General features: G+C 53.6%; 25 protein-coding genes. 8 read left to right on the top strand and 17 right to left on the bottom strand.

Annotation, left to right across the window (positions count from 1 at the left end):
- Positions 1-19 precede the first annotated feature (19 nt).
- The 7 genes from rpoN to KK078_RS08895 all read right to left on the bottom strand — a co-directional run bounded on the left by rpoN (position 20) and on the right by KK078_RS08895 (position 5,923).
- Positions 20-1,432 carry an RNA polymerase factor sigma-54 gene (gene rpoN, locus KK078_RS08925; protein WP_254089914.1) on the bottom strand — a complete coding sequence of 471 codons (1,413 nt, stop codon included), beginning with the start codon at positions 1,430-1,432 and terminating at the stop codon, positions 20-22.
- Between the two features lie 378 nt (positions 1,433-1,810).
- Positions 1,811-2,227, bottom strand: a complete 417-nt coding sequence (locus KK078_RS08920) for a hypothetical protein (RefSeq protein ID WP_254089913.1) — start codon at positions 2,225-2,227, stop codon at positions 1,811-1,813.
- Positions 2,228-2,370: 143 nt separating this feature from the next.
- A complete protein-coding gene (locus KK078_RS08915) occupies positions 2,371-3,573 on the bottom strand; it encodes an NAD(P)/FAD-dependent oxidoreductase (protein WP_254089912.1) in 1,203 nt (400 codons plus the stop codon).
- 14 nt (positions 3,574-3,587) lie between these two features.
- Entirely contained in the window at positions 3,588-4,514 is a 927-nt protein-coding gene (locus KK078_RS08910; RefSeq protein ID WP_254089911.1) for a YihY/virulence factor BrkB family protein, read from the bottom strand.
- A 12-nt stretch (positions 4,515-4,526) separates the two neighbouring features.
- Entirely contained in the window at positions 4,527-4,847 is a 321-nt protein-coding gene (locus tag KK078_RS08905) for a hypothetical protein (RefSeq protein WP_254089910.1), read from the bottom strand.
- A 7-nt stretch (positions 4,848-4,854) separates the two neighbouring features.
- A complete protein-coding gene (locus tag KK078_RS08900) occupies positions 4,855-5,418 on the bottom strand; it encodes a DUF4142 domain-containing protein (protein WP_254089909.1) in 564 nt (187 codons plus the stop codon).
- 19 nt (positions 5,419-5,437) lie between these two features.
- Positions 5,438-5,923, bottom strand: coding sequence for a PA2169 family four-helix-bundle protein (locus KK078_RS08895; protein WP_262898631.1), 486 nt, complete (start codon positions 5,921-5,923; stop codon positions 5,438-5,440).
- 213 nt (positions 5,924-6,136) lie between these two features.
- Here KK078_RS08895 and KK078_RS08890 point away from each other — a divergent pair, with 213 nt between their 5' ends.
- Positions 6,137-7,231, top strand: coding sequence for an AI-2E family transporter (locus KK078_RS08890; RefSeq protein WP_254089907.1), 1,095 nt, complete (start codon positions 6,137-6,139; stop codon positions 7,229-7,231).
- A 431-nt stretch (positions 7,232-7,662) separates the two neighbouring features.
- Here KK078_RS08890 and KK078_RS08885 read toward each other — a convergent pair whose 3' ends face one another.
- A complete protein-coding gene (locus KK078_RS08885) occupies positions 7,663-8,292 on the bottom strand; it encodes a porin family protein (RefSeq protein ID WP_254089906.1) in 630 nt (209 codons plus the stop codon).
- A gap of 340 nt (positions 8,293-8,632) precedes the next feature.
- Positions 8,633-8,797, bottom strand: coding sequence for a DUF1328 family protein (locus KK078_RS08880; RefSeq protein ID WP_254089905.1), 165 nt, complete (start codon positions 8,795-8,797; stop codon positions 8,633-8,635).
- Between the two features lie 245 nt (positions 8,798-9,042).
- On the opposite strand from KK078_RS08880, the gene KK078_RS08875 reads away from it, so the two are divergent.
- Positions 9,043-9,231, top strand: a complete 189-nt coding sequence (locus KK078_RS08875; protein ID WP_254089904.1) for a CsbD family protein — start codon at positions 9,043-9,045, stop codon at positions 9,229-9,231.
- A 6-nt stretch (positions 9,232-9,237) separates the two neighbouring features.
- A complete protein-coding gene (locus KK078_RS08870; RefSeq protein ID WP_254089903.1) occupies positions 9,238-9,654 on the top strand; it encodes a sll1863 family stress response protein in 417 nt (138 codons plus the stop codon).
- Between the two features lie 86 nt (positions 9,655-9,740).
- Here the strand turns inward: KK078_RS08870 and KK078_RS08865 are convergent, their stop codons facing one another.
- From KK078_RS08865 to KK078_RS08855, 3 genes are all read right to left on the bottom strand, one after another.
- Entirely contained in the window at positions 9,741-10,634 is an 894-nt protein-coding gene (locus KK078_RS08865) for a tetratricopeptide repeat protein (protein ID WP_254089902.1), read from the bottom strand.
- A gap of 287 nt (positions 10,635-10,921) precedes the next feature.
- Positions 10,922-12,541 carry an NADP-dependent glyceraldehyde-3-phosphate dehydrogenase gene (locus KK078_RS08860; protein WP_254089901.1) on the bottom strand — a complete coding sequence of 540 codons (1,620 nt, stop codon included), beginning with the start codon at positions 12,539-12,541 and terminating at the stop codon, positions 10,922-10,924.
- 64 nt (positions 12,542-12,605) lie between these two features.
- Positions 12,606-12,971 carry a hypothetical protein gene (locus KK078_RS08855; protein WP_254089900.1) on the bottom strand — a complete coding sequence of 122 codons (366 nt, stop codon included), beginning with the start codon at positions 12,969-12,971 and terminating at the stop codon, positions 12,606-12,608.
- A gap of 186 nt (positions 12,972-13,157) precedes the next feature.
- Between KK078_RS08855 and KK078_RS08850 the strand changes: the two genes are divergently transcribed.
- Positions 13,158-14,264, top strand: coding sequence for a redoxin family protein (locus KK078_RS08850; RefSeq protein WP_254089899.1), 1,107 nt, complete (start codon positions 13,158-13,160; stop codon positions 14,262-14,264).
- 158 nt (positions 14,265-14,422) lie between these two features.
- On the opposite strand, the gene rmuC is transcribed toward KK078_RS08850, so the two are convergent.
- Positions 14,423-15,745 carry a DNA recombination protein RmuC gene (gene rmuC / locus KK078_RS08845; protein ID WP_254089898.1) on the bottom strand — a complete coding sequence of 441 codons (1,323 nt, stop codon included), beginning with the start codon at positions 15,743-15,745 and terminating at the stop codon, positions 14,423-14,425.
- 375 nt (positions 15,746-16,120) lie between these two features.
- On the opposite strand from rmuC, the gene rocD reads away from it, so the two are divergent.
- Positions 16,121-17,359 carry an ornithine--oxo-acid transaminase gene (rocD, locus tag KK078_RS08840; RefSeq protein ID WP_254089897.1) on the top strand — a complete coding sequence of 413 codons (1,239 nt, stop codon included), beginning with the start codon at positions 16,121-16,123 and terminating at the stop codon, positions 17,357-17,359.
- Positions 17,360-17,492: 133 nt separating this feature from the next.
- Here rocD and rlmB read toward each other — a convergent pair whose 3' ends face one another.
- Positions 17,493-18,227 (bottom strand): 23S rRNA (guanosine(2251)-2'-O)-methyltransferase RlmB, encoded by a 735-nt coding sequence (rlmB, locus tag KK078_RS08835; protein ID WP_254089896.1) that lies wholly within the window; start codon positions 18,225-18,227, stop codon positions 17,493-17,495.
- Between the two features lie 84 nt (positions 18,228-18,311).
- Between rlmB and KK078_RS08830 the strand changes: the two genes are divergently transcribed.
- From KK078_RS08830 to KK078_RS08820, 3 genes are read left to right on the top strand one after another with little or no spacing between them, the layout of a single operon-like run.
- Entirely contained in the window at positions 18,312-20,591 is a 2,280-nt protein-coding gene (locus KK078_RS08830; RefSeq protein WP_254089895.1) for an NADP-dependent malic enzyme, read from the top strand.
- Between the two features lie 14 nt (positions 20,592-20,605).
- Positions 20,606-21,109, top strand: a complete 504-nt coding sequence (locus KK078_RS08825; protein WP_254089894.1) for a cupin domain-containing protein — start codon at positions 20,606-20,608, stop codon at positions 21,107-21,109.
- Between the two features lie 10 nt (positions 21,110-21,119).
- Positions 21,120-21,794: a carboxypeptidase-like regulatory domain-containing protein gene (locus KK078_RS08820; RefSeq protein WP_254089893.1), complete on the top strand. Its 675-nt coding sequence runs from the start codon at positions 21,120-21,122 to the stop codon at positions 21,792-21,794.
- Between the two features lie 26 nt (positions 21,795-21,820).
- On the opposite strand, the gene KK078_RS08815 is transcribed toward KK078_RS08820, so the two are convergent.
- The 3 genes from KK078_RS08815 to KK078_RS08805 all read right to left on the bottom strand — a co-directional run bounded on the left by KK078_RS08815 (position 21,821) and on the right by KK078_RS08805 (position 25,495).
- Complete coding sequence (locus KK078_RS08815; protein ID WP_254089892.1) at positions 21,821-22,249, bottom strand: nuclear transport factor 2 family protein; 429 nt, start codon at positions 22,247-22,249, stop codon at positions 21,821-21,823.
- A 69-nt stretch (positions 22,250-22,318) separates the two neighbouring features.
- Positions 22,319-23,203, bottom strand: a complete 885-nt coding sequence (locus tag KK078_RS08810) for a DUF4249 domain-containing protein (RefSeq protein ID WP_254089891.1) — start codon at positions 23,201-23,203, stop codon at positions 22,319-22,321.
- Between the two features lie 12 nt (positions 23,204-23,215).
- On the bottom strand, positions 23,216-25,495 hold the full coding sequence (locus tag KK078_RS08805) for a TonB-dependent receptor (RefSeq protein ID WP_254089890.1): 2,280 nt from the start codon (positions 25,493-25,495) through the stop codon (positions 23,216-23,218).
- Between the last annotated feature and the right edge of the window lie 54 nt (positions 25,496-25,549).

The raw sequence follows: 25,549 nt of genomic DNA, 5'->3' as shown, positions 1-25,549 counted from the left end.
CTTTTTCAAGACGAAAAAATCAAGCCCAGAAGGCACGCATCTGCGCCACCGGGATCTGGAGATGTTCACGATATTTCGTGACAGTCCTCCGGGCGATGTTAAATCCCTTGGTCGCCAGCACCGCCGCCAGCTGTTGATCAGAGTACGGTGTCTTCTTATCCTCGGTCTTGATCACCTCTTCAATCTCTTTCTGAATGACCTTGTTGCTGACAATGGCACCTTGTTTGTTTTCAATGCCTTCGCTGAAAATATCTTTCAGGAGGATCGTACCGAACGGCGTCTGCACATACTTGTTACAGGTAATGCGCGACACCGTCGAAATATCTACGCCGACGCGTTCGGCAATATTCTTCAGGATCATCGGCTTAAGCAATGACTTGTCGCCTTCCAGGAAATAGTCGTACTGATATTGCACAATGGCGTTGATCACGTTCAGCATCGTGCCTTCCCGCTGCCGGATGGCATTGACAAACCACTCGGCGGAGTTGAGCTTGCTCTTCAGGTATTGGAAGGCCCGCTGGTCTTTACCCTTCTCGGCATCCTTCACCATCGACTTCATGCGGTTATTGATAAACAGGTTGGACGAACGCTGGTTGGCCAGGCATACCTCCACACCGTCGTCGCGATGGGTAACTATAAAATCGGGGATGATGCTTTCGGCAGCGCTTTTCTCCTCTGTCGTACCGATGGGATTCAGGTTCAAACCGGCCATCAACTCGAGCACCATACGCAGCTCTTCTTCGTCGATGCCCAGCGCCTCTTCGATCTTTTCGAAGTTGCGGCCCTTGAGGTCGGTATAAAAATCTTCGAGAATGCGGATAGCCGCCTTAACGTCGGGGCACCTGGTGTTCATGCGGCACAGTTGCAGCAGCATGCATTCTTGCAGCGTGCGGGCTCCCACGCCGGCAGGCTCCAGGCGTTGGATCTTCTGCAGGATCTTCTCGGCATCGTCTGCCTCGATCCAGCTCATAGTCTTCAGGGAGTAATCATCGGCCAGCGTGTCGAGGGCGGTTTCCAGAAAGCCCTTCTCGTTCAGGTTGTCGATAATGAAATGCGCAAAGGTCTCTTCTGCTTCCGACATCTTGGCGGCCGAGAGCTGTTCTTTGAGGTCTTCGCGAAAATCACGTCGCGCTATGATCGGCTTGTCGGGCATATCGTCCTGCTGGTAATAATGCTTGTTCTCCGTCTTGTAGTCCGGAACATCGTCATAACCATACTCGTCCCAATCCTGATACTCCTGCACGTCGTCTTTGCTGCTGGCAGCGGCCACGTCGTCCTCGTCAGTTTTCTCTTCTATGATGGGGTTCTCTTCGAGTTCATGCTTTATGCGTTGCTCCAGTTGCAGCGTCGTCAAATGAAACAGCTCCAGCATCTGTAATTGCTGGGGATTTATTTTAAGCTGTTGCTTCTGTGTAAGGTTCTGGTGAAGCATAATGTTTCGGGTTTATCGAACAATAGCTTATGCAACCTCAGCACCAAAAACCTGACCCGCCTTAAAATTTTATGCAAACGACTGAAAACCAGGTCAATAAATATTTTTCAGACCAAACCTGTCCAAAAGTATTTGTACAAATATGTGGATTTTTTTACTCAAAAAGGGCGACAAAGTTGGGATAAAATACCCTGATCTACACGAAAAAGGCATCGGAATACTCGGAAATCGAGGTGCTTTTTTGCCTCATTTTTACAAACACAGATTCCTCCCGGAGGGTTCCCTGTGTCATTACAGCGATAGACAGGGCCGTAACAAACACAGAGAGACAATCCGGAGATTAAAGCACGATGTAAAAAGCTACAAACTAAAAGTCATTCAGGATTGAGACGTTAACACGGACTGAAGGTCTTGGCGAATGCGGTTATGCTCCCGACGCACGCTGTTGAGGCTGGCGCGTAAACGTGTAGCGAGATCGGTGTTCCACCCCCTTTTTGAAGCGGCTACGAGTTCGTCCAGGTTTTTTTGAACGCGTTTTTGATACACATGAAGATCTTTGAGCGCTTTATCGACGGGCCGCTTGGCCTTGGCCACCATACCCGGCTTGCGCGCTTCCAACGCCTGCACCGATTGCACGATGGAGTCGCGTAGTTGCATCAGTGAAGTAGAAAGCTGCTCGCGTTCCATCGCTACCTGCAGAGAGTCTTTTATGCCAACATTGTCGGTAGCCTGACTATACGCAGTCATACTCCCGAGTACCAGGGCGGCAATGACGATGGAGCGACGGCGTTTCATACGATAGTGTGTTATCCGGGAAAACATACTAAAATATAGTGCCAGCATGGTAAGCGGTCCGGAGGCGGAAATACCCGTTTCACAGGGAGAAATCGATTCCCAATCATACTGGATACATGTTGACCCGCGTCTGAACGCAGACGCTATCGCTCAAAGGTAAAGATCTTACTATCAGGATTACGTTTGCCCAGGAGCATATCCCGCACGATCGCAGCGGCCACTACACTAAACGTTATACCGTTCCCGCCAAAGCCCAGGGCAAAGTAAGTGTGCGGCCGTTGCCGGATACCGCCGATGTAGGGCAAACCGTCTTTTGTCCCGCAAAACACACCGGCCCAGGAAAAGTCGGTTTTAAAAGGTATAGCGGGAAATAACTTCCGGAACGTATGCTCGAGCTGCTGCCGCTTCTGCGGTATCCGGGCGTCGCGTTTGTCTGGCTGGTAAAAATCGTCGTCTTTACCGCCGATCAGGATGCGTTTATCGGAGGTGGTACGCATGTATAGATAAGGCATGGCCGTCTCCCAGATCAGGCTGTTGCGATACCAGAAATCCTTCGCTTCAAAAGGCTCGCTGACAATGGCGTATGTCGAGTGTTGAGACTCGATCACCTTCGGCACATACCGCTGCGACTCATACCCACAGCAGATGATCAGCTTGCGGGCGGTAACGGTGTGCCCACTGGCTGTCTGCAGCTCGACATGGCGTTTAGCGTGCCGGATGCCCACTACCTCACTGTTATCGTAAACCCGCAAACCACGCCGTTGGTTGGCCGACAGCAACGCATGGGTAAGATGATAACAGTCCAACTCGGCTCCGTCGTTGGAAAGTAAGCCCGCCGGAGCCCGGAAAGTATATTTGTCCCGCACGTCCGCTTCGTCCAGCCAGTGTACGGTGGAGATGCCATACTGGCGGCGCAGGGTATATTCTTTTCGCAGATCGTCCACATGCTTGCGAAAGGAAGCAAACTGAAAACTGGGTTTCTTCACGTATTCCACCTCCTTGAACCGCTGGGCGATCGTGCCGATGCGTTGGATCGCTTCCAGGCAAAGCTCATAGCTGCGCACAGCGTGTTGCTCGCCGACCAGCGATATCAGCCTGTGCAGCGGCGTATCGATCTCATACTGTAACAATGCCGTGCTGGCGGCGGTACTGCCATGGCCGGCATGGCGCCGGTCCAGTATCAACACATCAAAACCGGCTTTGCACAGATGATCAGCCATCAAGGCACCGGTAATACCCGCCCCCAGGATTACCACAGAGGCCCGGGTCGACGCCTGTAAGGACGGATAGCTGTTTAGGATACCATGCTTGAGAAGCCAGAAGGGCGCGTTCGAACGTAGGTCCATGGCGTGTGCGTGAGCTAATGCAAGACGTTAATGCGCTGGTTGCCCGGCACCTCGCGCGTTTCCTGTTTAATAATGAATACCGCGGTCTTATCAGGCTTTATGCCCGCACCATAGTTGACCGTATATACTTTTGTAAACTCGGCCCCATAAAACAGAATGATGGACGTGTAGTAGATCCACAGCAGCAAAATAATGATCGATGCCGCCGTGCCATACGTCACCCCGATACTGGAATTGGTTACATACAAGCTGATAAGGGACTTACCGATCAAAAACAACACGGCGGTGAACGCCGCCCCCACAAACGCATCGCGCCAACGAATAGAGGCGTCGGGCAATACTTTAAAGATAATGGCAAACAAACACGTGATGACTACGTAGATGAGCACGAAATTCAGTACCTGGAATACGTATACCGACACATCGCTGAAATAGATCTCCAACCGGTCGTGCAGCAGCTCCAGCAAGGCGTTGAGAATAAGCGACACCATCAGCAAAAAACCCACGCTCACGATCAGCGAGAATGAAATCAGACGGTTTAACAGAAGCTTAAGCAAACCTTTCTTGGGCTTGGAGCGGATCGACCAAATGTAATTGATGGAGTCCTGGATTTCGGTGAACACACCCGTCGCCCCGATCAGCAATACGACAAATCCGATCGCAGCGCCCGAGGCACCGAGCTGAGACTTTTCGATGTTCATAATAATGTCTTGTATCTGCAGCGCGGCCGAATTGCCGACCAGGCCGTTGATCTCATCATAGATCCGGCCTTGCACTGCGTCACGCCCCCAGTATATGCCCGCCAGGGAGATAATGATGATCAGAATGGGCCCGATGGAGAATATGGTATAGTACGAAAGCGAAGCGCTCAACTTCATGCCGTTGTCTTGAATAAATTCAGTACCGGCTTTTTTCAACACGGACCATATTTTCCGCAGCATTTGCATAGGGCTTTATCGTACGCCAGCCTTGGCCAGGAGCCTGGCAATAGAGGGATGGGGCTGGTCACTGAATAAGTCCACCAGCGTACCCTTTCGACCGTCGTTCGTCTCGATGACATACATCACAGCGTGATCGCTCGGGTTGCTAAGCCCTTCAAACCGATACGAAGTAATGACCCGCACGTCTTCCACTTTATATACCTGGTTCGTCTGCAGGGAGCGAAGGCCCGACGAAGTTGCATGGAAGTCTTCGTCATAACCTTCTTGCGACATGCGTGTGCGGCATGCACGCAGGGTATTCATATAGGGTATATGGGTGGCGTTCTGTCTCATGATCATCTTACATTTCTGAAATAGTATTCTCCAGGTCGACCAGTTTGTCTTGCACCGCGCGGATCTGGGGCAGCGCACTGTTCAGCCAGGTCTTTAAGTTCATGTCGTGGGTGGTCGCGCCATACGACTCGATCTTGCCGATCAGATGTTTATTTTCTTCGCGTATCTCTTCGCACCATTTCTCATCAAACTTGCTGGCCTTCTCATCCAGCAAAGCCCGTACATGTTTGATGTCGGCCTCGGTGGCTTCGTCGGGCAGCGTGATGACCTGTGATGTCGCAAATACTTCCACCTCGCTAAGCAGGCTTTGAAAATCCGGCTTCACCGCCATAGCGGCGTTGCTGGTGCGGGGTGAGCTTTTTTCGATGGCCACGTCCGCCAGCGCAATGAGAGTGTGCAGGCTGCTGGCCGTCTCGACCACAAACTGCGCGTCGCGCTCATCGGTCTTATTCTCGAACTTCTCCCGGTTCTTTTCTTCGGCTACGTCTTTACTTTCCGGCGGCCGGCTGCAGGCGGCAACCACGGTCCACGCGGCAATTGCCAGCAGGCGGGTGAATACAGTGTATTTCATACCCTTGCCTTATTTTGGTTTATACTTGCTCGCTGACGAGGTACGAGCGCTGTAAGTCCTTGTAGGTTTGAATTAGCGTCGAGGTCGCTTCCAGCCCGATCTTCTGATCGAGCAGCTGCTGCCGCACGGTGTCGCTAAACGCCGCCTGGCTGCCCATCGCCCGCTCATAGCCACGCACCGCCATGCGGTTCATCCGCAGGCACGAGCCCATGATGGTCTGTAACGCGTTGCCCGATACCGCTGTCTGCACTTCCATCCACAGCAACAACGTCTTCCCTCCCAGCGTCTGTGCCGCTGCCGGCACACCGCCCAGCCGCTTGATCTCCGCCGTCAGCTCTCTCACGGCATGCAGACAGCCTTGCGCCAACTGGGCGAAAAAAGGCGCTGCATCAAGTCCTTTCGCAACCGGTGTCAATAGGTCTGTAGCCTGTGCATAGCAAGCAATGCGGTCGTAATGCAAACTAACAAGGGTGTTTAAGTGACTGATTTCGCGGGAGTGTGTCATAATTATATTATAGAACAGTACGTTTTCCCTTTTCCGCCGAAAAGAACTGTGCCCGCGCCAGGTACATTAGGCGCAGGGGCCGCGTAGAACAAATTCCCCATTTGTGTGGTCCCTTCGTTGGAATTACTCGGATTTTAACGACCACTACCGCCTGCCGAGGGGCACGATTTTACACAGTATACCTTGGCCAAACATGCCTTTTCAACCGTCTATATGACCATCTCTAACGAATCCGACCCGTTTTACAAGCGGCTGTCACTAAATCTGATCAGCATCGGTCTCATCGCCGCAGCGCTCTACATCGCACAGGACATCCTGCTGCCGCTCTTTTTTTCCATGTTGCTGGCAGCGCTGCTGTTACCCGCCGTAAAATTCCTGCAACGAAAAAAGATCCCCAAGATCGTTTCCATCATTTTGTCACTCACGATCTCGCTCGTGCTAGTGTTCGGCATTCTCTATTTCCTCACCACACAAGTGCTGAACTTTCTCGATGACTCCGACATGATCGAAGACAAGTTCAACGGACTCATTCGCGACGCCCAGCGGTGGGTCTCGCAAAACTTTCACGTCGGCATCCGCAAGCAAAACCAATATATACACGATACCGCCGAAAAGATCAAAACCTCCGGCCCCGCACTCGTGGGCCAGACATTCCTCTCCCTGACGGAAATATTTTCCTACCTCATCTTTATCCCGATCTATACGTTCCTGCTACTGTATTACAAAGACCTGATCAAGAAATTCCTGGTAGACTCCTTTCGGAACAGCAGCGAGCACCAGGTGGTGACCATCCTGCAGGAATGTCAAAATGTATCGCAACATTATATCCTGGGACTCCTGATCGAAATGACCATTGTCTTTTCACTCAACGCCGCGGGCTTTTTGATCCTCGGCATTCCTTACGCCATATTCCTGGCGCTGGTGGGCGCGTTGCTCAACCTGATACCCTACGTGGGCATGCTGGTAGCCAACATCTTTTGTATGATCATCACCCTTATATCCAGCCCGGACATCAGCAATGTGCTGTGGGTGGGCGTGGTATTGATGGCCGTCCAGTTCATCGACAACAATTTCCTGATGCCGCTGATCGTGGGCTCGAAAGTGCGCATCAACGCCCTGGCTACTATCGTCGGGGTGTTGATTGGCGGCGCATTGTGCGGTGTGCCGGGAATGTTTCTGGCGATACCCGGCGTGGCGGTGCTCAAAGTGATATTCGATCGCGTGGATGGTTTAAAGGCCTGGGGCACGCTCATGGGCGATCCGGGCGCCGATAAGCAACGCGAGAAGCTCAAGGATGCGATACATTGATCCGGCGGCACCTGCGACAACTGTATTTCCAGCGTCGACGCCGGCGCTCCCTTCAACGCCGGATACCACGGTGACGATGCTGTTTTAGGTGAATACTATGAGTTGTACCAGGACGGCGCCTTGTAAGCCCCCTCTTTGGCATCAAACGAAAAATCGGGCACGATGCCGAGCGTGGCAACGATGTTAAACCGGCGTGCCGGTTATCCGGAAAAAAGTTAATGCCCCGCAGCAGTCGCTGTACCCCGATGCGTGCCGAACGTGTAGCCGTGTCGATGGCATATGTCCACGCCGTGCGCACAACCGAGTCGAGGGAGATCTCCTTATTGAGCGAGAAGCCCGTCAATAGCGTTGGATATTATGCAACAATAAAAAGGGCCCGGAGAAAGATCTCCGGGCCCCGGCAATTCAATCACTACCGCATCAAACCTGTACTACGGCTTGTGATTGAGATTGAGTGCCAGATATACCTGACCGTATGAGTTCTTAGAGTTGCCCAGGAAGTCCTCGGCTGTATTAGAATCGGCAATCCTAGCCAGACCATAGTTATAGCGGGCACCGATCTGGGCTGCACCCAGGTTGAAACCTATACCGCCGATCAGACCGTAGTCGAGCGAGCGGAAGTTATCTCTGTCGAGATCGTCTGTGCCGCTGCCCAGGTCACCGTCGGTGCTGGTACTGGCGTTCAACAGGTAACCTGCGTAACCACCGGCATGAAGCTCTACCGACTCGCCCAGTTTAAAGACAGCCAGTACCGGCAAGTCGAGATAGTTCAGTTTAAATTTGAACTCCTGGTCGATCGCACCGTCTGTTTGGAATTTAGAACCTTTTGTATCATACAACAATTCCACCTGCAGGCCGAATGCCTCTGTCGAGATGATCTCGCCGTACACACCGGCGTTGAAACCGAAACGGGCGTTTTCATCGTCTACGTCGTCAACGTACATATTGCTGACGTTCAAGCCCCCTTTGATACCCGCTTTGCGGTCCTGGGCGAATGTAGCAGCTGAGGTCAATATCATTATCCCCGCAACCAACAGAATGTGTTTCAATTGTGTTTTCATAAGTCTGATTCTTAAGTACAAGTTTGTTTTGAGTTTTGTTGCTACATCCGGGAAAATAACTATGCCACTTCATACCCTACCGTAAACCCCTTTTTACAACCGCTTATCCGTACAATCGCCTCCACATTTTAGCACGTTTTTCTCCTCATAATGAGCACGCACCGCTCGGTATATAATCTACAATCGGCATGGACCCTGCCTGACACTATATAGCGGATGTGCGTGCAGGCTTAGGCGTTGTAGTAGGTATTGGTTATACACAAAAAAGATCCCCTGTCACCTAAGGCAGGGGATCTTTTGAAGGTATTGCCAATCCTATAGATCGGCGTTGTTGAAACATCTAATTCCTTCGCGTAGCACCGGCGATCAACGAGATCAGGAAGATGACTACGGCAACGAAGAAAATTATTTTGGCAAAATAAGCTGCACTTGCAGCAATTCCACCGAATCCAAAAATAGCGGCGATAATCGCTATTATCAGAAAGATTACTGTCCAGCGTATCATAGTGTATTGAGTTTAGTTTTTTGAGTATACCTTCTTAGAAATTCATGCCAACGTACATAGCGCTATGCAGAGCCGAACTGTCAAGGCTATATTTTATAGCATATACACGCCTTCACTGTAGAATGAAATACCCAATACACTTACAAGAGCTCATCTAACCTCGGCATTACCTTGATTTTCAATAACGGTATGATTGTTTGTTATACTTCTGAAACAAATTCGCTAATCACTTAAATCATACGATTATGACAACGCTCGATTTGAAAGGACGCTGGAACGAAGTAAAAGGCAAACTGAAGCAAAAATATGGTGAGCTGACCGACGATGACCTGGCCTTTGCCGAAGGTAAAGAAGACGAGCTGCTGGGACGCCTGCAACAAAAGCTGGGTAAAAAGAAAGAGGAGATCCGGAAGATGATTGAATCAGAAATCTAACACTGTATGAAGCTTTTGCAGATCATCCTCGCATTTGTTGGAGTTACTGTTGTGGCCCTGATGCTGATACAGTGTGAAGGCAACAAGGGTGAAGCCGCCGGCCGCAAGTTCGACCAGGAGCGGGAAGAAGTGAAGGAGGAGCTTCGATCGTTGCGAAGGGATATCGACCGGGAGATCGACGAGCTCGGTACCAAGATCGATAACGCTTCAGACGACGGCAAAGCCAGAATGGAAGACGCCCGTCGCGAGCTTAACGAAGAGAAGCAGGAACTCGATAAGGCCCTCGACAAAGTCGAGAACTCTACCGAAGAAACCTGGGACGATGTGAAGAAGGGCGCCCGCAATACGGCCGAAAAGGTACGCCAAGGCTTCCGCGAACTGGGACAAGAGTTCCAGGAGCTGTTTAACGACGACAAAAAGTAACCACTACGAGGAAGAACAGCACCCAAGGTCCCGATATATCAGGACCTCAGGGTGTTGTTTTTTTCTGCCCGTTGGCCGATGCGATTTTACCTCTCCAATTCCTTTAGCTGCTGTTCGGCCTGCTCCGCTGTTTCAGGGTCGGCGTATTGGATGGTCTTCCTGTAATACTCGATTGCCTTTTTCCTGTCGCCGGCTTGTTTGTAGCCGTGTGCAATGTTCCCGAGGATAATAGGATCCCGGGGACTGATCTTTTCGGCCTTGAGCAGAATCTCTATGGCCTTATCAGGCTTGTCTGTCAGGAGGTACGTAATAGAGAGATTGGACATGCTTTCGACGTGATCGGGGTAGTATTTCAGGACTTCGTTCGCAATGGTTCCCATGTACTTCGCCAAGACGTCCCGGCCGGCTTCATAAAGCTGAACCTGATAATCCTGCAACGATGTCAGGAAAAACTCCTGCCCGTTCTCTTTCTTTTCGTTGTTTGTCCAGTACCACGCATTTTTATTCTGCTTTGAATATTGAATGGCTTTGACAATTTCCTGGGTGAAGTTATCCCAATCCTCCAGTTGCCCGAGGACATAGATTTTGCCAAACCGCATGTCGAGCCGGTTGGGATAGAGCCTTATTCCTTCGTCTATTTTGTCCAGGCCTTTCTGCAATACCGGACCATTGAACGTCGTCTGGTTTCCAAAAAAGCCAACCGTCTGCCCGGTGCTGTCCTGGAACGACATACTTTCGCCGCTGGGTTCCTCCTCTGTCAAAGCGATGAGCTCTTGCTTTGACTTTTGAAAGTAATAATTGAAATAGCTCGTGTATAGCTCCGGACTCTTCGGGTCAGCTTTCTGCCAGGTCGTCAGAATCTCCCACTGTTTGAGCGTATCGTCGGCCTGTAACGATTCGACAAACTGTGCGCGGTAATCTTGTGCATAGCAAAAATTAACACTGACAATCAGGGCCATCAATACGGGTAAATTTTTCATGCTTTGTAGCAGTATCATTTAAAAATAGTTCTTCTGTGTTAGTGGCATCCAACGACTGTTTAAGTTTGGCTTTCTGTGCCTGGAATTTGGCTGCTTCCCCGGGCTATTTAACCGCCTGCCGCCGACAGGTATAATGCCGCGGCAACTTAATAATTTATAGCGATGCAATTATGGCTTTCCCGATATAAAACATACCTGCCTTTACCCGATGGGTATAGGAACAGGAAGCCTCAAAATCATGGTGATTTGGGGCTTCCTGTTGGCAGCATGACGAGCGCTCTTATCTATCAGAAGATATAGTCCGTGCTCAGGAATGCCGACTCGTGATTGTGGATGATGGTGCTGATGATCTGTTTGTTCTTGTCGGTGCTTTTGGTGGCGACGAGGGTGCGGATCGAGAAGACACGCAGGGCGTCGGCGATGGACAGCGTGCCTTCGGCGGAGTCTTTGCGGCCGTTGAAGGGGAAGGTGTCGGGGCCGCGCTGGCTTTGGGCGTTTACGTTGATGCGGCCTACCTGGTTGACAAAGGCGTCGATATACTTCGCGATGCGTTTCGACTCGGTGCCAAAGATGCTTACCTGCTGACCGAAGTTGGAGTTTACCACGTACTGGATCGGCTCGTCGTCGGTTTCGAACGGTACGATGGGAATAACAGGACCGAATTGCTCTTCGTAGTATAAACGCATCTTGTCGTTGACGGGGCAGACCACGGCCGGGTAGAAAAAGGCATGGAGCGATTCGCCGCCGTTTTCATTTGTTACTTGTGCGCCGTGCTGGCGGGCATCTTCTACCAGCGCCTGCAGGTATTCTACCTTGCCGGGTTCAGGCAGCGGCGTGAGCGATACGCCACTCTCCCACGGCATGCCGGGCTTGAGCTTTTTTACTTCCGCCTGGAATTTCTCGAGGAACTTCTCCAGCAGACTCTTGTGTATAAATAAGATCTTGAGCGCCGTGCATCGCTGTCCGTTGAACGACAGGCTGCCGGTGATGCATTCACTGACGGCAATGTCCAGGTCGGCGTCGGGCAGGACGATGGCAGGGTTCTTGGCGTCGAGGCCGAGAATGGCCTTGAGGCGGTGTGGCTTGGGGTGCAGGCGCTTCAGGTCGTTAGCGCCTTTGTTGGTGCCGATAAAGGCAAACACGTCGAGCTTGCCCGACTCCATGAGGGCGCCGACGGTCTCGCGGCCGCGGCCGTAGATGATGTTGATCACGCCTTTCGGGAAATTATCGCGGAAGGCTTCGAGCAGCGGGCGGATCAGCAGTACGCCATACTTCGCCGGCTTGAAGATGACCGTGTTGCCCATGATCAGTGCGGGGATGAGGGTAGTGAATGTTTCGTTCAGGGGATAGTTATAGGGGCCCATACACAACGATACGCCCAGCGGTACACGGCGGATCTGCGCCATGAAGCCTTGCTCTTCCACCAGCTTGGCGGAGTTACGATCGAGATCTTTATAGGCTTTGATGGTGTCGACGATGTAGTCGCACGTGCGGTCGAATTCCTTTTCGGAGTCTTTCAGTGTCTTGCCGATCTCCCACATCAGCAGCTTCACGACTTCGTCGCGGCGCTGACGCATGGCGGCCAGGAACCGCTCGACATGCTCGATGCGTTCGGTCACGCTGCGCGTGGGCCAGTAGCCGTGGCCAAGGTCGTACGCTTTTACCGCGGCGTCGAGGGCTTCCAGGGATTCCCTGGTCGTGAGCAGCGGCGTGCTGCCGATGACCTTCTGCGTGTAACCGGCACCTTCCTTTACGAATACGGGGCTGAGGACGGGGTTGAGGCTGCCGGCCCAGGTCTTCAGCTCGCCGTCGATGAGATACTCGCGCTGGTCGATGGGCTGTGCAAGACGGTACGCTTCGGGAATGGTATCTTCCGCCGGGAAGACGTTGGCTAGAATGTGGCTCATGTATGAATTGATTTAAGGGGTTTGGCAGTCTATCCCTGCAAGGTACTCCCTTAATCAAGTCAAATCAATGCCGGATGCCGCAGACCTTGCAATACTTCATTTTGCCAGGCGGGCGTTTTTTGGGTGGACGCTTATGGCCGAAGTACATGGGATCGGAGTACTGAGGCTTCATCATCTCCTTCTCGGCTTTGCGTTTAGCCTTGACGGTGGCATGCATCCGGTCTGCGTATGCTTTCTGTGATTCTACCGTAGGACCTTTACCGCTGCGGCGTTTGGAATGCCGGGGCGCTTCCGGCGGCGCGAAGTTGGGGTCTACCGTCGACGGCGAATTCTGGAATGTATTGTCGCTGTCGCGCTTGCGCTTTTTGGACGATTGTCCGTAAGCGGTACAGACCACCAACACCAGCAGAATAGAAAGGAATGACTTCATATGCGTGTTTACAAAGATATTAACTTCCCGGGTGGGGCAAATAGTATAAACGACGGGAAAGGTACATGGCAAACCGTCGACGGTTGGCAAATGCCGTCGCCGGAATGCAGGTCCTACCGCCGGTGTATTCGAGGGCGGAAAATAGGGCAGAATGGCTAAATTCGTCTGAAACAAACCTTTGCACCCATGAAACCCTTCGCTCTTATCGCGCTCCTGCTAGCCTTTTGCCTGCCGGGAACCGTACATGCTTCCGATCCCGTGCCCCTGGCCATCGGCGCCGCCGCCCCCGACTTCTCGCTGCCCGGCACCGACGGCAAAACCTATACACTCAAAAACTTTGCCCAATACAAATTCCTCGTGGTGGTCTTCACCTGCAACCATTGCCCCACCGCCCAGGCCTATGAAGACCGCATCAAGCAATTGGCGGCTGACTACAACCCCAAAGGCGTGGGCCTGGTCGCCATCTCCCCCAACGACCCGCAAGCGATACGCCTCGACGAGCTGGGCTATACCGACCTGAGCGACACGTTTGAGGAAATGAAGATCCGGGCAAAGGATAAACAGTTCAACTTTCCGTATCTGTATGACGGAGCGACTTCGTCGATCTCTAAACGCTACGGGCCCCAGGCGACTCCGCACGTCTTTATCTTTGATCAGAACCGCAAGCTGCGTTACACGGGGCGAATCGACGATAAAGAAAAGCCCGGGACGGCTACGGTGCACGATACGCGCCAGGCATTGGATGCTTTAGTCGCCGGCAAGCCCGTGCCGGTGGAGAAGACCAAGACGTTTGGTTGCTCGATCAAATGGCCGGACAAGCGCGACTTTGCGAATAAGGCTGCGGATGATTGGGCAAACGAAAAGGTGGCGATCGATGATCTGAGCCTCGAGCACCTGAAGGAGCTTTTGAAGAATGAAGGGACAAACTATAAACTTATAAATGTATGGGCCACCTGGTGCGGGCCGTGCGTGGCGGAGTTTCCGGAGTTTGTCGACATGAACAGGATGTATCGGAACCGGGAGTTTGAGCTGGTGACGATCAGCCTCGATGATATCAACCGGAAGCCGAATGCGTTGAACTTTCTGACTAAAAAGCAGGCTTCGACGAAGAACTATATTTTTAATGGGGATAAGTATGCTTTTATTGAAGGGCTGGATAAGAATTGGGAGGGGTCATTGCCGTATACACTGTTCATCGCGCCCGGGGGGAAGATCATTTATGGGAAGCAGGGGGTGATCGATGCGTTGGGGTTGAAGAAGATCATTGTGGAGCATATCGGGCGGGTTTATTGATGTAGTACGTAGTCTGCACCGTCTCCTGGATGCTGTTATCTTCGGGGCACGAAGATAATTTGAGGGGCGGCCGGTGGTCGCGAGTGACCCCGAAAAGTTGGACACTTTTTCGGGGTCACTTCACCCCTACTACCCCCTTAGCTTTTGCTGGCGCAAGGTTACCGCTCAAACATGTCGGGTTGATCTTCGGAGCGTTTTAGCAGGTTGGCATCAATTGTTTTGCTCGCTTTTACGCCGAGCTTCTTCAGATCTTCGACGCGTCGTACCAGGTTGCCGCTGCCGACGGAGAGCTTCTTCATCGATTCTTCGTAGAATTTCTTCGATGTTTCCAGGTGGCGACCCATGGTGATCATGTCTTCCGAGAAGCCCACGAATTTATCGTACAGGTCGCCGGCTTTGCTGGCGATCTCAATGACGTTGCGGGTTTGATACTCCTGCTTCCATGTGTTTTTGATCAGCTGCAGTGACGGGATCAGCAGTGTGGGGCTGACGAAGACGATGCGGCGTTCGAGGGCTTCTTCGTATAACAGTTGCTCGCTTTGAATGGCGAGTATATACGCGGGCTCTACGGGTATAAACATGATGACGAAGTCGAGGCTGCTATCACCGGTTATGTTCTTCTGGTAATTTTTATCGCCCAGCAGTTTCATGTGCTGACGGATCGAGATCAGGTGGCTCTTCAACGCGGCTACTTTCTCCTCATCCGTCGCCGCATTGACAAAGTTTGTATAGGCGGTAAGACTCACCTTTGAATCTATGATGACATGTCTTTTTTCGGGCAGCCGTATAATTACATCGGGGCGCAGACGGCCTTCTGCCGTCGTGAACGATTCCTGAATAAAATATTCGCGGTCTTTTTCAAGGCCGGACTTTTCCAGGATGCTTTCGAGTATAAATTCGCCCCAGGCACCTTGCGTCTTGGCGTCGCCGCGTAACGCGCGGGTAAGGTTTTCGGCTTCGCGTGTCATTTGCACGTTCAGCTTCTGCAGGTTCTCGAGCTGCTCACGCAGGGCCGCGTTGCGCGTGATGGTGTCTTTGTGGGTATCTTCCACGCGCTTCTCGAAGTCGGTGATCTTCTCGCCCAGCGGCTTGAGTATGTCGAAGAGGTTGGTGCGGTTCTGCTCGGTGAACTTTTTGCTCTTTTCTTCAAAGATGTCGTTAGCGAGGTTCTTGAACTGGATGGCGAACTTTTCGTTCAATGCCTCCATTTCTTTGCGTTGCTCTTGCAGACGCTCTTGTAAGTTGCGGTAGTCGGCTTGGGCGGCGGCAAGCTTTTGATTCATGTCTAACAGGCGTGCGCGTTCGGCGTCGAGCTCTACTTTTAATACCTGTGCCTGCGACTGTAAGACTTTGCCGCGCTCTTGCTCAGCCAGTAGTGTGCCGGAGGAGCTTTGGTTTTCGGCCGTGAATTTAAACTTAGCGATGAACCAGGCGGCGACAGCGCCGATGATGAGGCCTGTTATTAATAATACTATTTCCATTCTGTTTTGTTGCGGTTTTTCTAAGCCCTTGCGCTTGATGAACCAGTTTATGCTGTTCTTTTTTCCTGTTCTATTTTCTTTTCCGGGGATATGATTTCTTTTTCCCTTTTACCACTATTTGCGTTAGCTGACGGCAGTCACAGACAGCACACTCCCGACTATCGGGATCCAGCTCGCGCGAAGGCTTGCACCCGGGTGCGTGGTGTTTTAAATACGTTTTAATTTTGGGGTGCAATTTGTCATGTCTGAACCTATTTCTTTCGAAAACAGTCGTAAAAACTTTAAAGTTTTCATTTTTGCCGGCGGATGCATTTGTATTTAGGGTTTACGGGCGTGATTTGGTAAATTTGCCTGGTACCCTGAGTCTATTTGTATATGCTGCACGCCATCACATCAAGTCAAGAAGCCATTTCGCTGGAAGATCAGTACGGAGCGCACAATTATCATCCGCTGCCCGTCGTGCTGTGCAAGGGCGAAGGTGTGTTTGTCTGGGATGTGGAAGGCAAACGCTATTACGATTTCCTGTCGGCCTACAGCGCCGTCAACCAGGGGCATTGTCACCCGCGGATCATCGATGCGCTGATCCGGCAGGCAAAAGAGCTCACGCTTACCTCGCGTGCGTTCTACAACGACAAGCTGGGCCGTGCGGAGAAGTATATCTGCGAGCTCTTCGGTTATCAGAAGTCCCTCTTTATGAACAGCGGCGCCGAAGCCAACGAGACGGCCATCAAGCTGGCACGCAAGTGGGGCTATACCAAGAAGGGCATCCCGGCCGACCAGGCGGTCATTGTCGCGGTGCGCAAGAATTTTCACGGTCGGACGACGACGATCATTTCGGCGTCTACCGATCCTGATTCGCGCGGCGGCTTCGGGCCGTTTATGCCGGGCTTCGAGATCATCGCGTATAACGATACGGCCGCGCTGGAAAAGGCGTTGGCCAACCCGAACGTCTGCGGGCTGTGGATCGAACCGATCCAGGGCGAAGCCGGCGTATATATTCCAGCAGAAGGTTATCTGAAGACGGCGGAACAACTGTGCCGCCAGAACAACGTATTGCTCATGATGGACGAGATCCAGACGGGCATTGCACGCACGGGCAAGATGCTGGCGTCCGATCACGAAGGCGTACGGCCGGACTTGCTGATCCTCGGCAAAGCGCTCTCCGGTGGTACGATGCCGGTGTCGTGCGTATTGGCCGATGACGAGGTGATGCTGGTGATCCGCCCGGGCGAGCACGGCTCTACCTTTGGCGGCAATCCGTTGGCGGCTGCGGTGTGTATAGAAGCATTGCAGGTAGTATTGGACGAGCGCCTCGCGGAGAACGCGGCCCAGCTGGGTCTTATATTCCGTCAGCGCATGGAAGCCCTGATCCGCAAGACGGATCTCATTACGCTGGTGCGCGGTAAAGGTTTATTGAATGCGATCGTGATCAACGATACCGCGGAGAGCAAGACGGCCTGGAACTTGTGTGTAGCCTTTATGAAAGAAGGATTGCTGGCCAAGCCTACGCATGGCAACATCATCCGCTTTGCGCCCCCGCTGGTCATCACGGAAGAGCAGTTGCACGACTGCTGTGATATGATCGAGCGGGCGGTGTTGGCGTATCGACGGTGACACACCCGGAATTATAATAAACTCATTATAAGCTTACAATAAGGTATCCATAGCTTTGCTATAAGCATGCTATATGTATGCCTATAAGCATGCCATAAGGAAGCCTCCTTCGGGAAGCCTGATTACCCCATTTTTAACGGCGCTGGCGCACTACTTCGTAGATGGCGATGCCGGCGGCTACCGATACGTTGAGGGAGCCGATCTTTCCCTGCATGGGGATGCGGGCCAGCTCGTCGGCTTCGCGGATCAGTATGTCTGAAATTCCATCTTCTTCCGAACCCACGATGACCGCGATGGGGCCTGTCAGGTTTACGTCGTAGAGGTCCTGCTTGCCCTTTTCGGTACAGGCGATGACGCGTATACCGCTGTCGCGCAGTAATTTAACCGTTTTCTTCAGATCCGCTTCGCGCGATACGGGCAGGTGGTTGAGGGCCCCGGCCGAGGTTTTCATGGCATCGCTGGTAATGGGGGCGCTGCCTTTTTCGCCTATAATTATACCGTCCAGGCCGGCGCACTCGGCCGTGCGGGCCATAGCGCCAAAGTTGCGGACGTCGGTAACGCGGTCCATGAGCAGGAAGAAGGGCTCGCGGCCTTCGCTAAAGGCCTTGTCTATCAGGTTGTCCAGGGGGACGAAGGTCACGGCGGCCAGCAGGCAGATCACCCCCTGATGGTTGCGGGAAGACATGCGTTTGAGCTTTTCGGCCGGCACGAACGTGAAGGGCACGCGGTGATTTTTGGCCGTTGCGATCAGCTCTTTTATCAGGTCGTTGGTCAACCCGGACTGGATCATCACTTTTTCGATTTCCTTTCCTGCCACAATGGCTTCTATCACGGCCCGGGTGCCGTAGATCATGTCTGATTTTTCCATGGAGGGTCAAAATTCCTAAAATCAATTCGCAAATCACAATAAATTTAAGGTGATTATATTTGGCCCTCATTAACCAACGACTGCATGTCTATTAAAATCAGAAAGGAAGATGCCCTGAATTACCATATGCACGGGCAGCCGGGAAAGATTGAAGTAGTACCGACCAAAGTACTGAGCACCCAGCTGGACCTCGCGTTAGCGTATTCTCCCGGGGTGGCCGAACCCTGTAAAGCCATTCACGCAAACAAGGAAGATGTCTATAAATACACCTCGAAGGGCAACCTGGTTGCCGTGATCTCCAACGGTACGGCCGTCTTGGGGCTGGGCGACATCGGTCCGGAAGCGTCCAAGCCTGTAATGGAAGGCAAGGGGGTATTGTTCAAGAAATTTGCCGGCATCGATGTGTTCGACATCGAGATCGACGAAAAAGACCCCGATGCTTTTATCAAGATCGTGAAGTCGCTGGAGCCTACATTCGGGGGGGTAAACCTGGAGGATATCAAAGCACCCGAGTGTTTTAAGATCGAGACGGAGCTGCGTGAGAAGATGAACATTCCCATCATGCACGACGACCAGCACGGCACCGCGATCATTTCGGCGGCGGCGTTGCTGAACGCGCTCGAGATCGTGGGCAAGAAGATGGCCAACGTCAAGATCGTCGTAAACGGTGCGGGCGCTGCCGCGGTAAGCTGTACCAAGCTATACATCGCGCTGGGCGCGAAGAAGGAAAACATCGTGATGTGCGACAGCAAGGGTGTACTGAACGCCAAGCGCACCGGGCTGGATTCCATCAAGCAGCAGTTCGTGCTCGACGTGCCTTTCAATACACTGCAAGAGGCCATGGTTGGCGCAGATGTATTTGTCGGCCTTTCGGTCGCCGACGCTATCACACCGCAAGACCTCAACAACATGGCCAAAGACCCGATCGTGTTTGCGCTGGCCAACCCGAACCCGGAAATCGACTATACCCTGGCGCGCCGCACACGTCAGGATGCGATCCTGGCCACCGGCCGCTCCGACCATCCTAACCAGGTAAACAACGTGTTGGGCTTCCCCTATATCTTCCGCGGCGCCCTCGACGTGCGCGCGCAGGAGATCAACGAAGAGATGAAGCTTGCCGCGGTGCATGCGCTGGCCGAGCTGGCCAAGGAGCCCGTGCCCGACATGGTAGTAAAAGCCTACGGTGCCGACCGCATTCAGTTCGGCCGCGAGTACCTGATCCCCAAGCCGCTCGACCCGCGCCTGATTACCACGGTATCACCGGCGGTAGCAAAGGCGGCGATGGATACGGGCATGGCCAAACATCCGATCACCGACTGGGGTGCCTATCACCACGACCTGCAACGCCGCATCGGTATCGATCAGAAGCTTATTTCGCGGATCATCGAGCGCGCCAAACAAAACCCCAAGCGCGTGGTCTTTGCCGAAGCCAACCACCACAAGATTCTCAAGGCGGCACAGATCCTCAAAGACGAAGGCATTGCGCATCCGATCCTGCTCGGCAACCGCGAAGAGATCCTCGCGCTGATCAAAGAGCACAACCTCGACCTGGAGGATTGCCCGATCATTTACCCGCGCGAAGACGATGCTACGGTAGAGCGCTACGCCGAACGTTTATACCAGAAGCGTCAGCGCAAGGGCCTGTCATACCAGGACAGCAAGCGCCTGATGCGCGAGCGCAACTACTTCGGAGCGATGATGGTGGAGTTCGGCGATGCCGACGCCCTCGTCAGCGGCTTGACAAAAGACTATCCGAAAACCATTCTACCTTCGCTGCAGATCATCGGCACGGCCGATGGCGTAGACCGCGTGGCCGGTATGTATATCATCATGAACAAGACGGGCACGTTCTTCTTTGCCGATACCACCGTGAACGTCGATCCGACGGCGCAAGAGCTGGCCGGCATCATCGAGCTGACCGCACGCGGTGTGAAGTTCTTTGATATGGACCCGCGCATCGCGGTGTTGTCATACTCCAACTTCGGCTCGTCGAAGGGCGAGGTTCCCGAAAAAACGCGCGAGGCCGTGCGGCTGGCGCGGGAGAAAGACCCGTCGCTGATCGTCGAGGGTGATATTCAAGGCAACGTGGCGTTCGACACGCGTATTCAACAGGAGATGTTCCCGTTCAGCGCGCTGGCCGACAAGCCTGCCAACACGCTCATCTTCCCCAACCTGGCTTCGGGTAACATTGCCTACAAGCTGCTGATGGAGATCGGCGGCGCCGAGGCCATTGGCCCGATTTTATTAGGCATGAAGAAGCCGGTGCACGTGCTGCAGCTGGGCAGCTCCATTCGCGAGATCGTCAACATGGCGGCCATCGCGGTAGTGGATGCTCAGCTACACGAGCAGAACGATCACCTTTAATCGATATCATTAACATGCAGGACGCAGCCTATTGGGTACGTTGTTTAGATCTGAAGCCTCATCCCGAAGGGGGCTTTTACCGCGAAACATACCGTGCTGCCGAATCGATCGAGACCTCTGGCCTGCCGGCGCGCTTTACCGGCAGGCGGAGCTTCTCTACCGCCATTTATTTTTTATTGCGCAACCAGGACCGTTCGGTGTTTCACCGCATCCGTTCCGACGAGCTCTGGCATTACCATGCCGGCGACAGCCTTTCGATCTATGTGCTACACGAAGAGAACGGCCTGACCGTGCACCGGTTGGGTGCCGACATCGAGCACGGCGATTCGCTGCAGGTGGTCGTACCGGCCAACACGTGGTTTGGCGCACACCTCGAGACACCCGGCCGCTATACGCTCGCAGGCTGTACCGTGGCCCCGGGGTTCGACTTTGCCGACTTTGAAATGGCCGACCGCGCGACGCTGCTTAAAACTTTTTCGGGCCATGCCGACATCATAACGTTGCTGACAAACCCGTAAAAGTTCCTGGATGCTGCGCCGCCTTTCTTTCCTTCTCCCCTTTCTTTTGTGTCCGCTCGCCACGGCGCTGGCGCAGCAGGAAACATTTAAGGGCGTGGTGGTAGACTCCGCGTCTTTTGCGGCGCTGCCGTTCGTAAACGTGCGGGTGAAGAACTCCATGCGCGGCACCTCGACGGATATGCAGGGAAATTTTGCCATTACCGCTACGCGGCGCGATACGCTCGTGTTGTCGGTGGTGGGGTATCAGTCCGTGGAGCAACCCCTGTGGGATTGGGAGCCCAGCGTGATCCGCCTGCGCGAGAAGAGTATTTTATTAAATACTGTTACGGTGCAATCGCGGCGGATGGATCCGTATGAGGGCTTGTTTGATGAACAGAACGAAAAGATCGATCGTCGCCGGGTGCCCTTCTATTTGTCGCGCGAGAAAAAACAAAAACGCAGGCTGGTCTGGCTGAAGGAAGACAACGCCCGGGCGCAGACGTATGTCGATGTGGTCATTAACAATCCCGAGACAAAAAGCGGCTTGATCCAAAAGTATGGACTCACGGAAACAGCCTACTACGATCTGCTGGCGGAGTTCAATACCCGCAATGTGAAGGTGATGTATTACCTCACGGCGCCTGAGCTGATCTCGTTGCTCAACAATTTCTTCGAGAGCAACGCCCCGGTCCCCGCGCAGAAATAATATATTTTTACCATCCTGACGCCGCGTTAGGCGGCATCCGGGCTGCGGTAGGTGAGCGTGTATTTAAAGCGATCGATCCGCCACCCCAGGTCTGTCAGCACCACGTGCATGTTATACCGCCCGATAAACTCCCGCAGTTTTTCAACGGGTTCGTTTTTGGTGAAGTGATAGGCTACGGCATAACAGAACACATCGGCTTCAATAGACTCGTGACCGAAGTCTACCAGGTAATTTCCTGCCTGGTGATGGATGGCACCCAGACCGCGAAAGCCCTCATCCCACAGCTTGGTAATATCCGCCCCGGACAGATCGACGGTTCCTTCCAGGCCCCGATCAAATTGTACGATGGGAGTAAAGACTTCTTCTTGCAGGCGACTCCACTGCCGGGTGTCGGTATAAATAAACAATTTGTTGATGACTTCGATGATCTCGTCGCGTTTGCTTTTGTTTTCCATAGCCGTTTTTACGGTTAATAATTTTCTGGTCACTCATTAAAAGAACGTGCCGCGCCGGCGCTGTCATCGCTACTCCATCCCCTCCGTCCCCACGATCACGATCCGTACGTCAGGCACCTGTAAATTAAAGAATCCCTTCCCTCCGACTACGTTGGTGGGGTAGTTTACCGGCTCGCTGAGATATTCCGTAAAACTATAACGATTATCGAGTCGTAGTTTCATAAAGTTATAATATTCTTCGCTAATGCGCGCCAGGTAGATGGCAGTTGTATCGCCCACGTAGTAGTCGCGATAGATCACGCGGAACGATTCGCGGTGATTTCGTCCATCAAAGTTCGCGTCGTCGATCAATCGTGTGAAACTACGCGGATTGAGGAGGTTCTCGAGGGCATCCTGGCGTCTCAGGTCCTGCACGTTGATCATATACCAGTCCTTGCCGACGGGGTCGGCGAACTGGTGTGTGACCTGCAGCAACGTATCGTCGAAGCCATTAAAATACAACTCGGTGATCAGTTCGTCGAAGGAGACGGGCGGCTGCACGGTGGTGGTGGCCGTGACGGAGCCAAGGGATTCACTCGTCACATCCAGGCGATAGGACGCGCGGGGCTGAAACGGTATGTAGATGCCGCCGTATACACCGGTGCCCAGGTTGATCAGCCGGTATGTACTGTCGGGGCCGGTAACGGTAACGACGGCGTCGTCTACGGCGATCTGCTCAATGAGCTCCTGCGGGTCGCTGTCGTCGCTGAAATCGAGGGCGCCAAAGCTTTTGGTGAGGAGAACGGCGAGTGATGCGTCCGGGATGATCTGGGTCGACACGACGATCTCGGGCTTGAGGACGGGGATGCCTGTTACCGGGAGCGGATCGGGCAAGCAGCTGCCCACCAGGAAACCCAGCGCCAGAAGTCCTGCGCCGATCATACCGTGTTGCTGTGTGCGTGTGCGTTGCCTCATATAGCGGTATCGTTAGAATTTAAAGCCATAGCTGATGAAAGGGATCGCTCCGAACAGGCCCGGCTGTTCATAGCGCAACGTACCGTCGTCCTCCTGCTCGATGGTGATGGCCACCGGGTTGGCGCGGTTATAGGCATTGTATATGCCTGCAAACCATTCCCACTGAAAGCGGCGGTGTGGACGGCTTTTAAATTTGATGCCGATGTCGAGCCGGTGGGCGTCGGCCAGTTTCACGGCGTTGATGCGGGAAAATATGGGAATGAGGTCTACGCCGGTGAGTGTGGGCGCCAGCACGGCATACTGCCCAACGATCGGTGTGAACCGCGAGCCTGAAATGAACTCCCACACCACCGATGCGGCCCAGCGTTTACCCAGGGCATATTGTCCCACAATGGCCCCGTTGTGGCGCCGGTCGTAGCGCGAATAAAACCAGGCGCCGCCGTTAACCTCGTCGAACTGGCGCCGCGACCATGACAGCGTATAGCTGATCCATCCCTTGAAGCGGCCCGCTTCCTTGCGCAGCAGCACCTCCAGACCCCATGCGCTGCCCTTGCCCTGAATGAGCCGGGACTCGAAGTCGTTATTCATAAACAGGTTGGTACCCTCTTCGTAGCCGATGAGGTGGTCCATGGATTTATAGTACCCCTCGATGCTCAGGAATATGTTGTCTTCGCGAAAGGTGTTTTGCCAGGCCAGCGCTACCTGGTTGGAGGTTTGCGGCACAACGTCTTCGGTTACGGGGTACCAGATGTCGGTGGGCGACGATACCGCAGAGCTCGAGATGCGGTGCATATACTGCACCATGCGCGAATAACTGAGCTTGAGTGCCTGGTTGTCCGTCAGTGTATAGCGCGCGGACAGGCGGGGTTCGGGATTGGCATAGGTACGGTTCTCGACGACGGCCATCGACCCGCGCAAGCCGGCATTGATGCGCACGTGTTTCAGCGGCGACCATTCATATTGCCCGTGCACGGCGAATTCGTTGGCGATCCGGCCCTGGGCAACGCTGCTCTCAAAGAGCTGTGAAAACGCGCCTTCGGTATTGATGATGTTGGGGCTGACGGCGTGGCGCGTCCACTCGGCGCCGGTTTTAAAGGCTGCGCCGCCGCGCAGGGAGTCTTTGTGTATGGACCAACGGGCGCCATAATCTTCGATGTCGGAGAATGCCACCAGCTCGTTGTCTTCAAAGGCATTGCGGATGTTATACTTGTATTCGGAGCGGATCGCCGACAGCTCGCTCTTCCAGCCGCCGTCGAAGGTGTGCACCCAACGGGCGGATTGGCTGTTGTTGCCGGCTTCGTAAGTCGTGGTAAAGCCGCTGCCGTCGTTGTCGCGATCGCGAAAGAGGTCGAGGACATCGTCGCCGCCATAGTAGCTTATTTCGATATGGTCGCGCGGGGTGGGCTTGAGCAGTATCTTGCCGTTGAGGTCGTAAAAGAAATAGGGCAATTCTTCGCCGAGTGCCTTTACCACCTGGTCGATATACGTTCGGCGGCCGGCTACCCAGATGCTTGCTTTGTCTTTCACCAGGGGCTGCTCGATGAACAGGCGCGACGCCAGCACACCGATATCGCCGGATACGCGTGTGCGCGTGGGCACTTCCGCCGTGGTTTTGATGTTGAGGATGGACGACAGGCGGCCGCCGAACTCGGCGGGAAAGCCTCCGTTGATAGCCTCTACGTGGTCGAGGATGTCGGGATTAAATACCGACAGGAATCCGAAGAGGTGGCTGGTGTTGTAGATGGGCACGTCGTCGAGCAGCACGAGATTTTGATCGGCGGCGCCGCCACGCACAAAGATGTCGGAGCTGCCGTCGGCGCCGCGCAACGTGCCGGGCAACAGCTGCAAGGTTTTGATGACGTCGGCTTCGCCGCCCAGTACAGGCAATGCGTTGATATCCTCTTGTGTGAGCAGGTACGTGCTGGTGCGGCTGGAGTTAAAAACGTCCTGCTGTGCGTTGCGCGCACCCGTGATGACCACTTCCTGCAGCTGGCCGGCGGTGGGCCGGAGCGTTACGGTAAGTGTCGTATCGCCGCGCAGCCGGAACGACTGCTGATAGAGCTCGTACCCAATATAGGTTACCTGGCATACCTTGCGGCCGGTGGACACACGCACGGAAAAATGGCCGTGGCTGTCGGTAGCGATGTAGGTGGAGTCGGGCGTAAAGAGTACATAGGCGGAGGGCAAGCGTTCGCCATTGGCGTCGCGCACGGTGCCTTTGATCGTTACTTGTTGCGCCACCGCAACATAGCCGATCAACACGAACATTATCAAACTCAGGCTCTGCCGCATATTGTTACGCTGTAACGTATAAAGATAACAAAACAATATGTGGGCCGCGTTGTA

This window comes from Dawidia soli (assembly GCF_018598185.1).
Lineage (GTDB): Bacteria > Bacteroidota > Bacteroidia > Cytophagales > Cyclobacteriaceae > Ohtaekwangia > Ohtaekwangia soli.
This window is presented reverse-complemented; position numbering and strand designations above follow the sequence as displayed.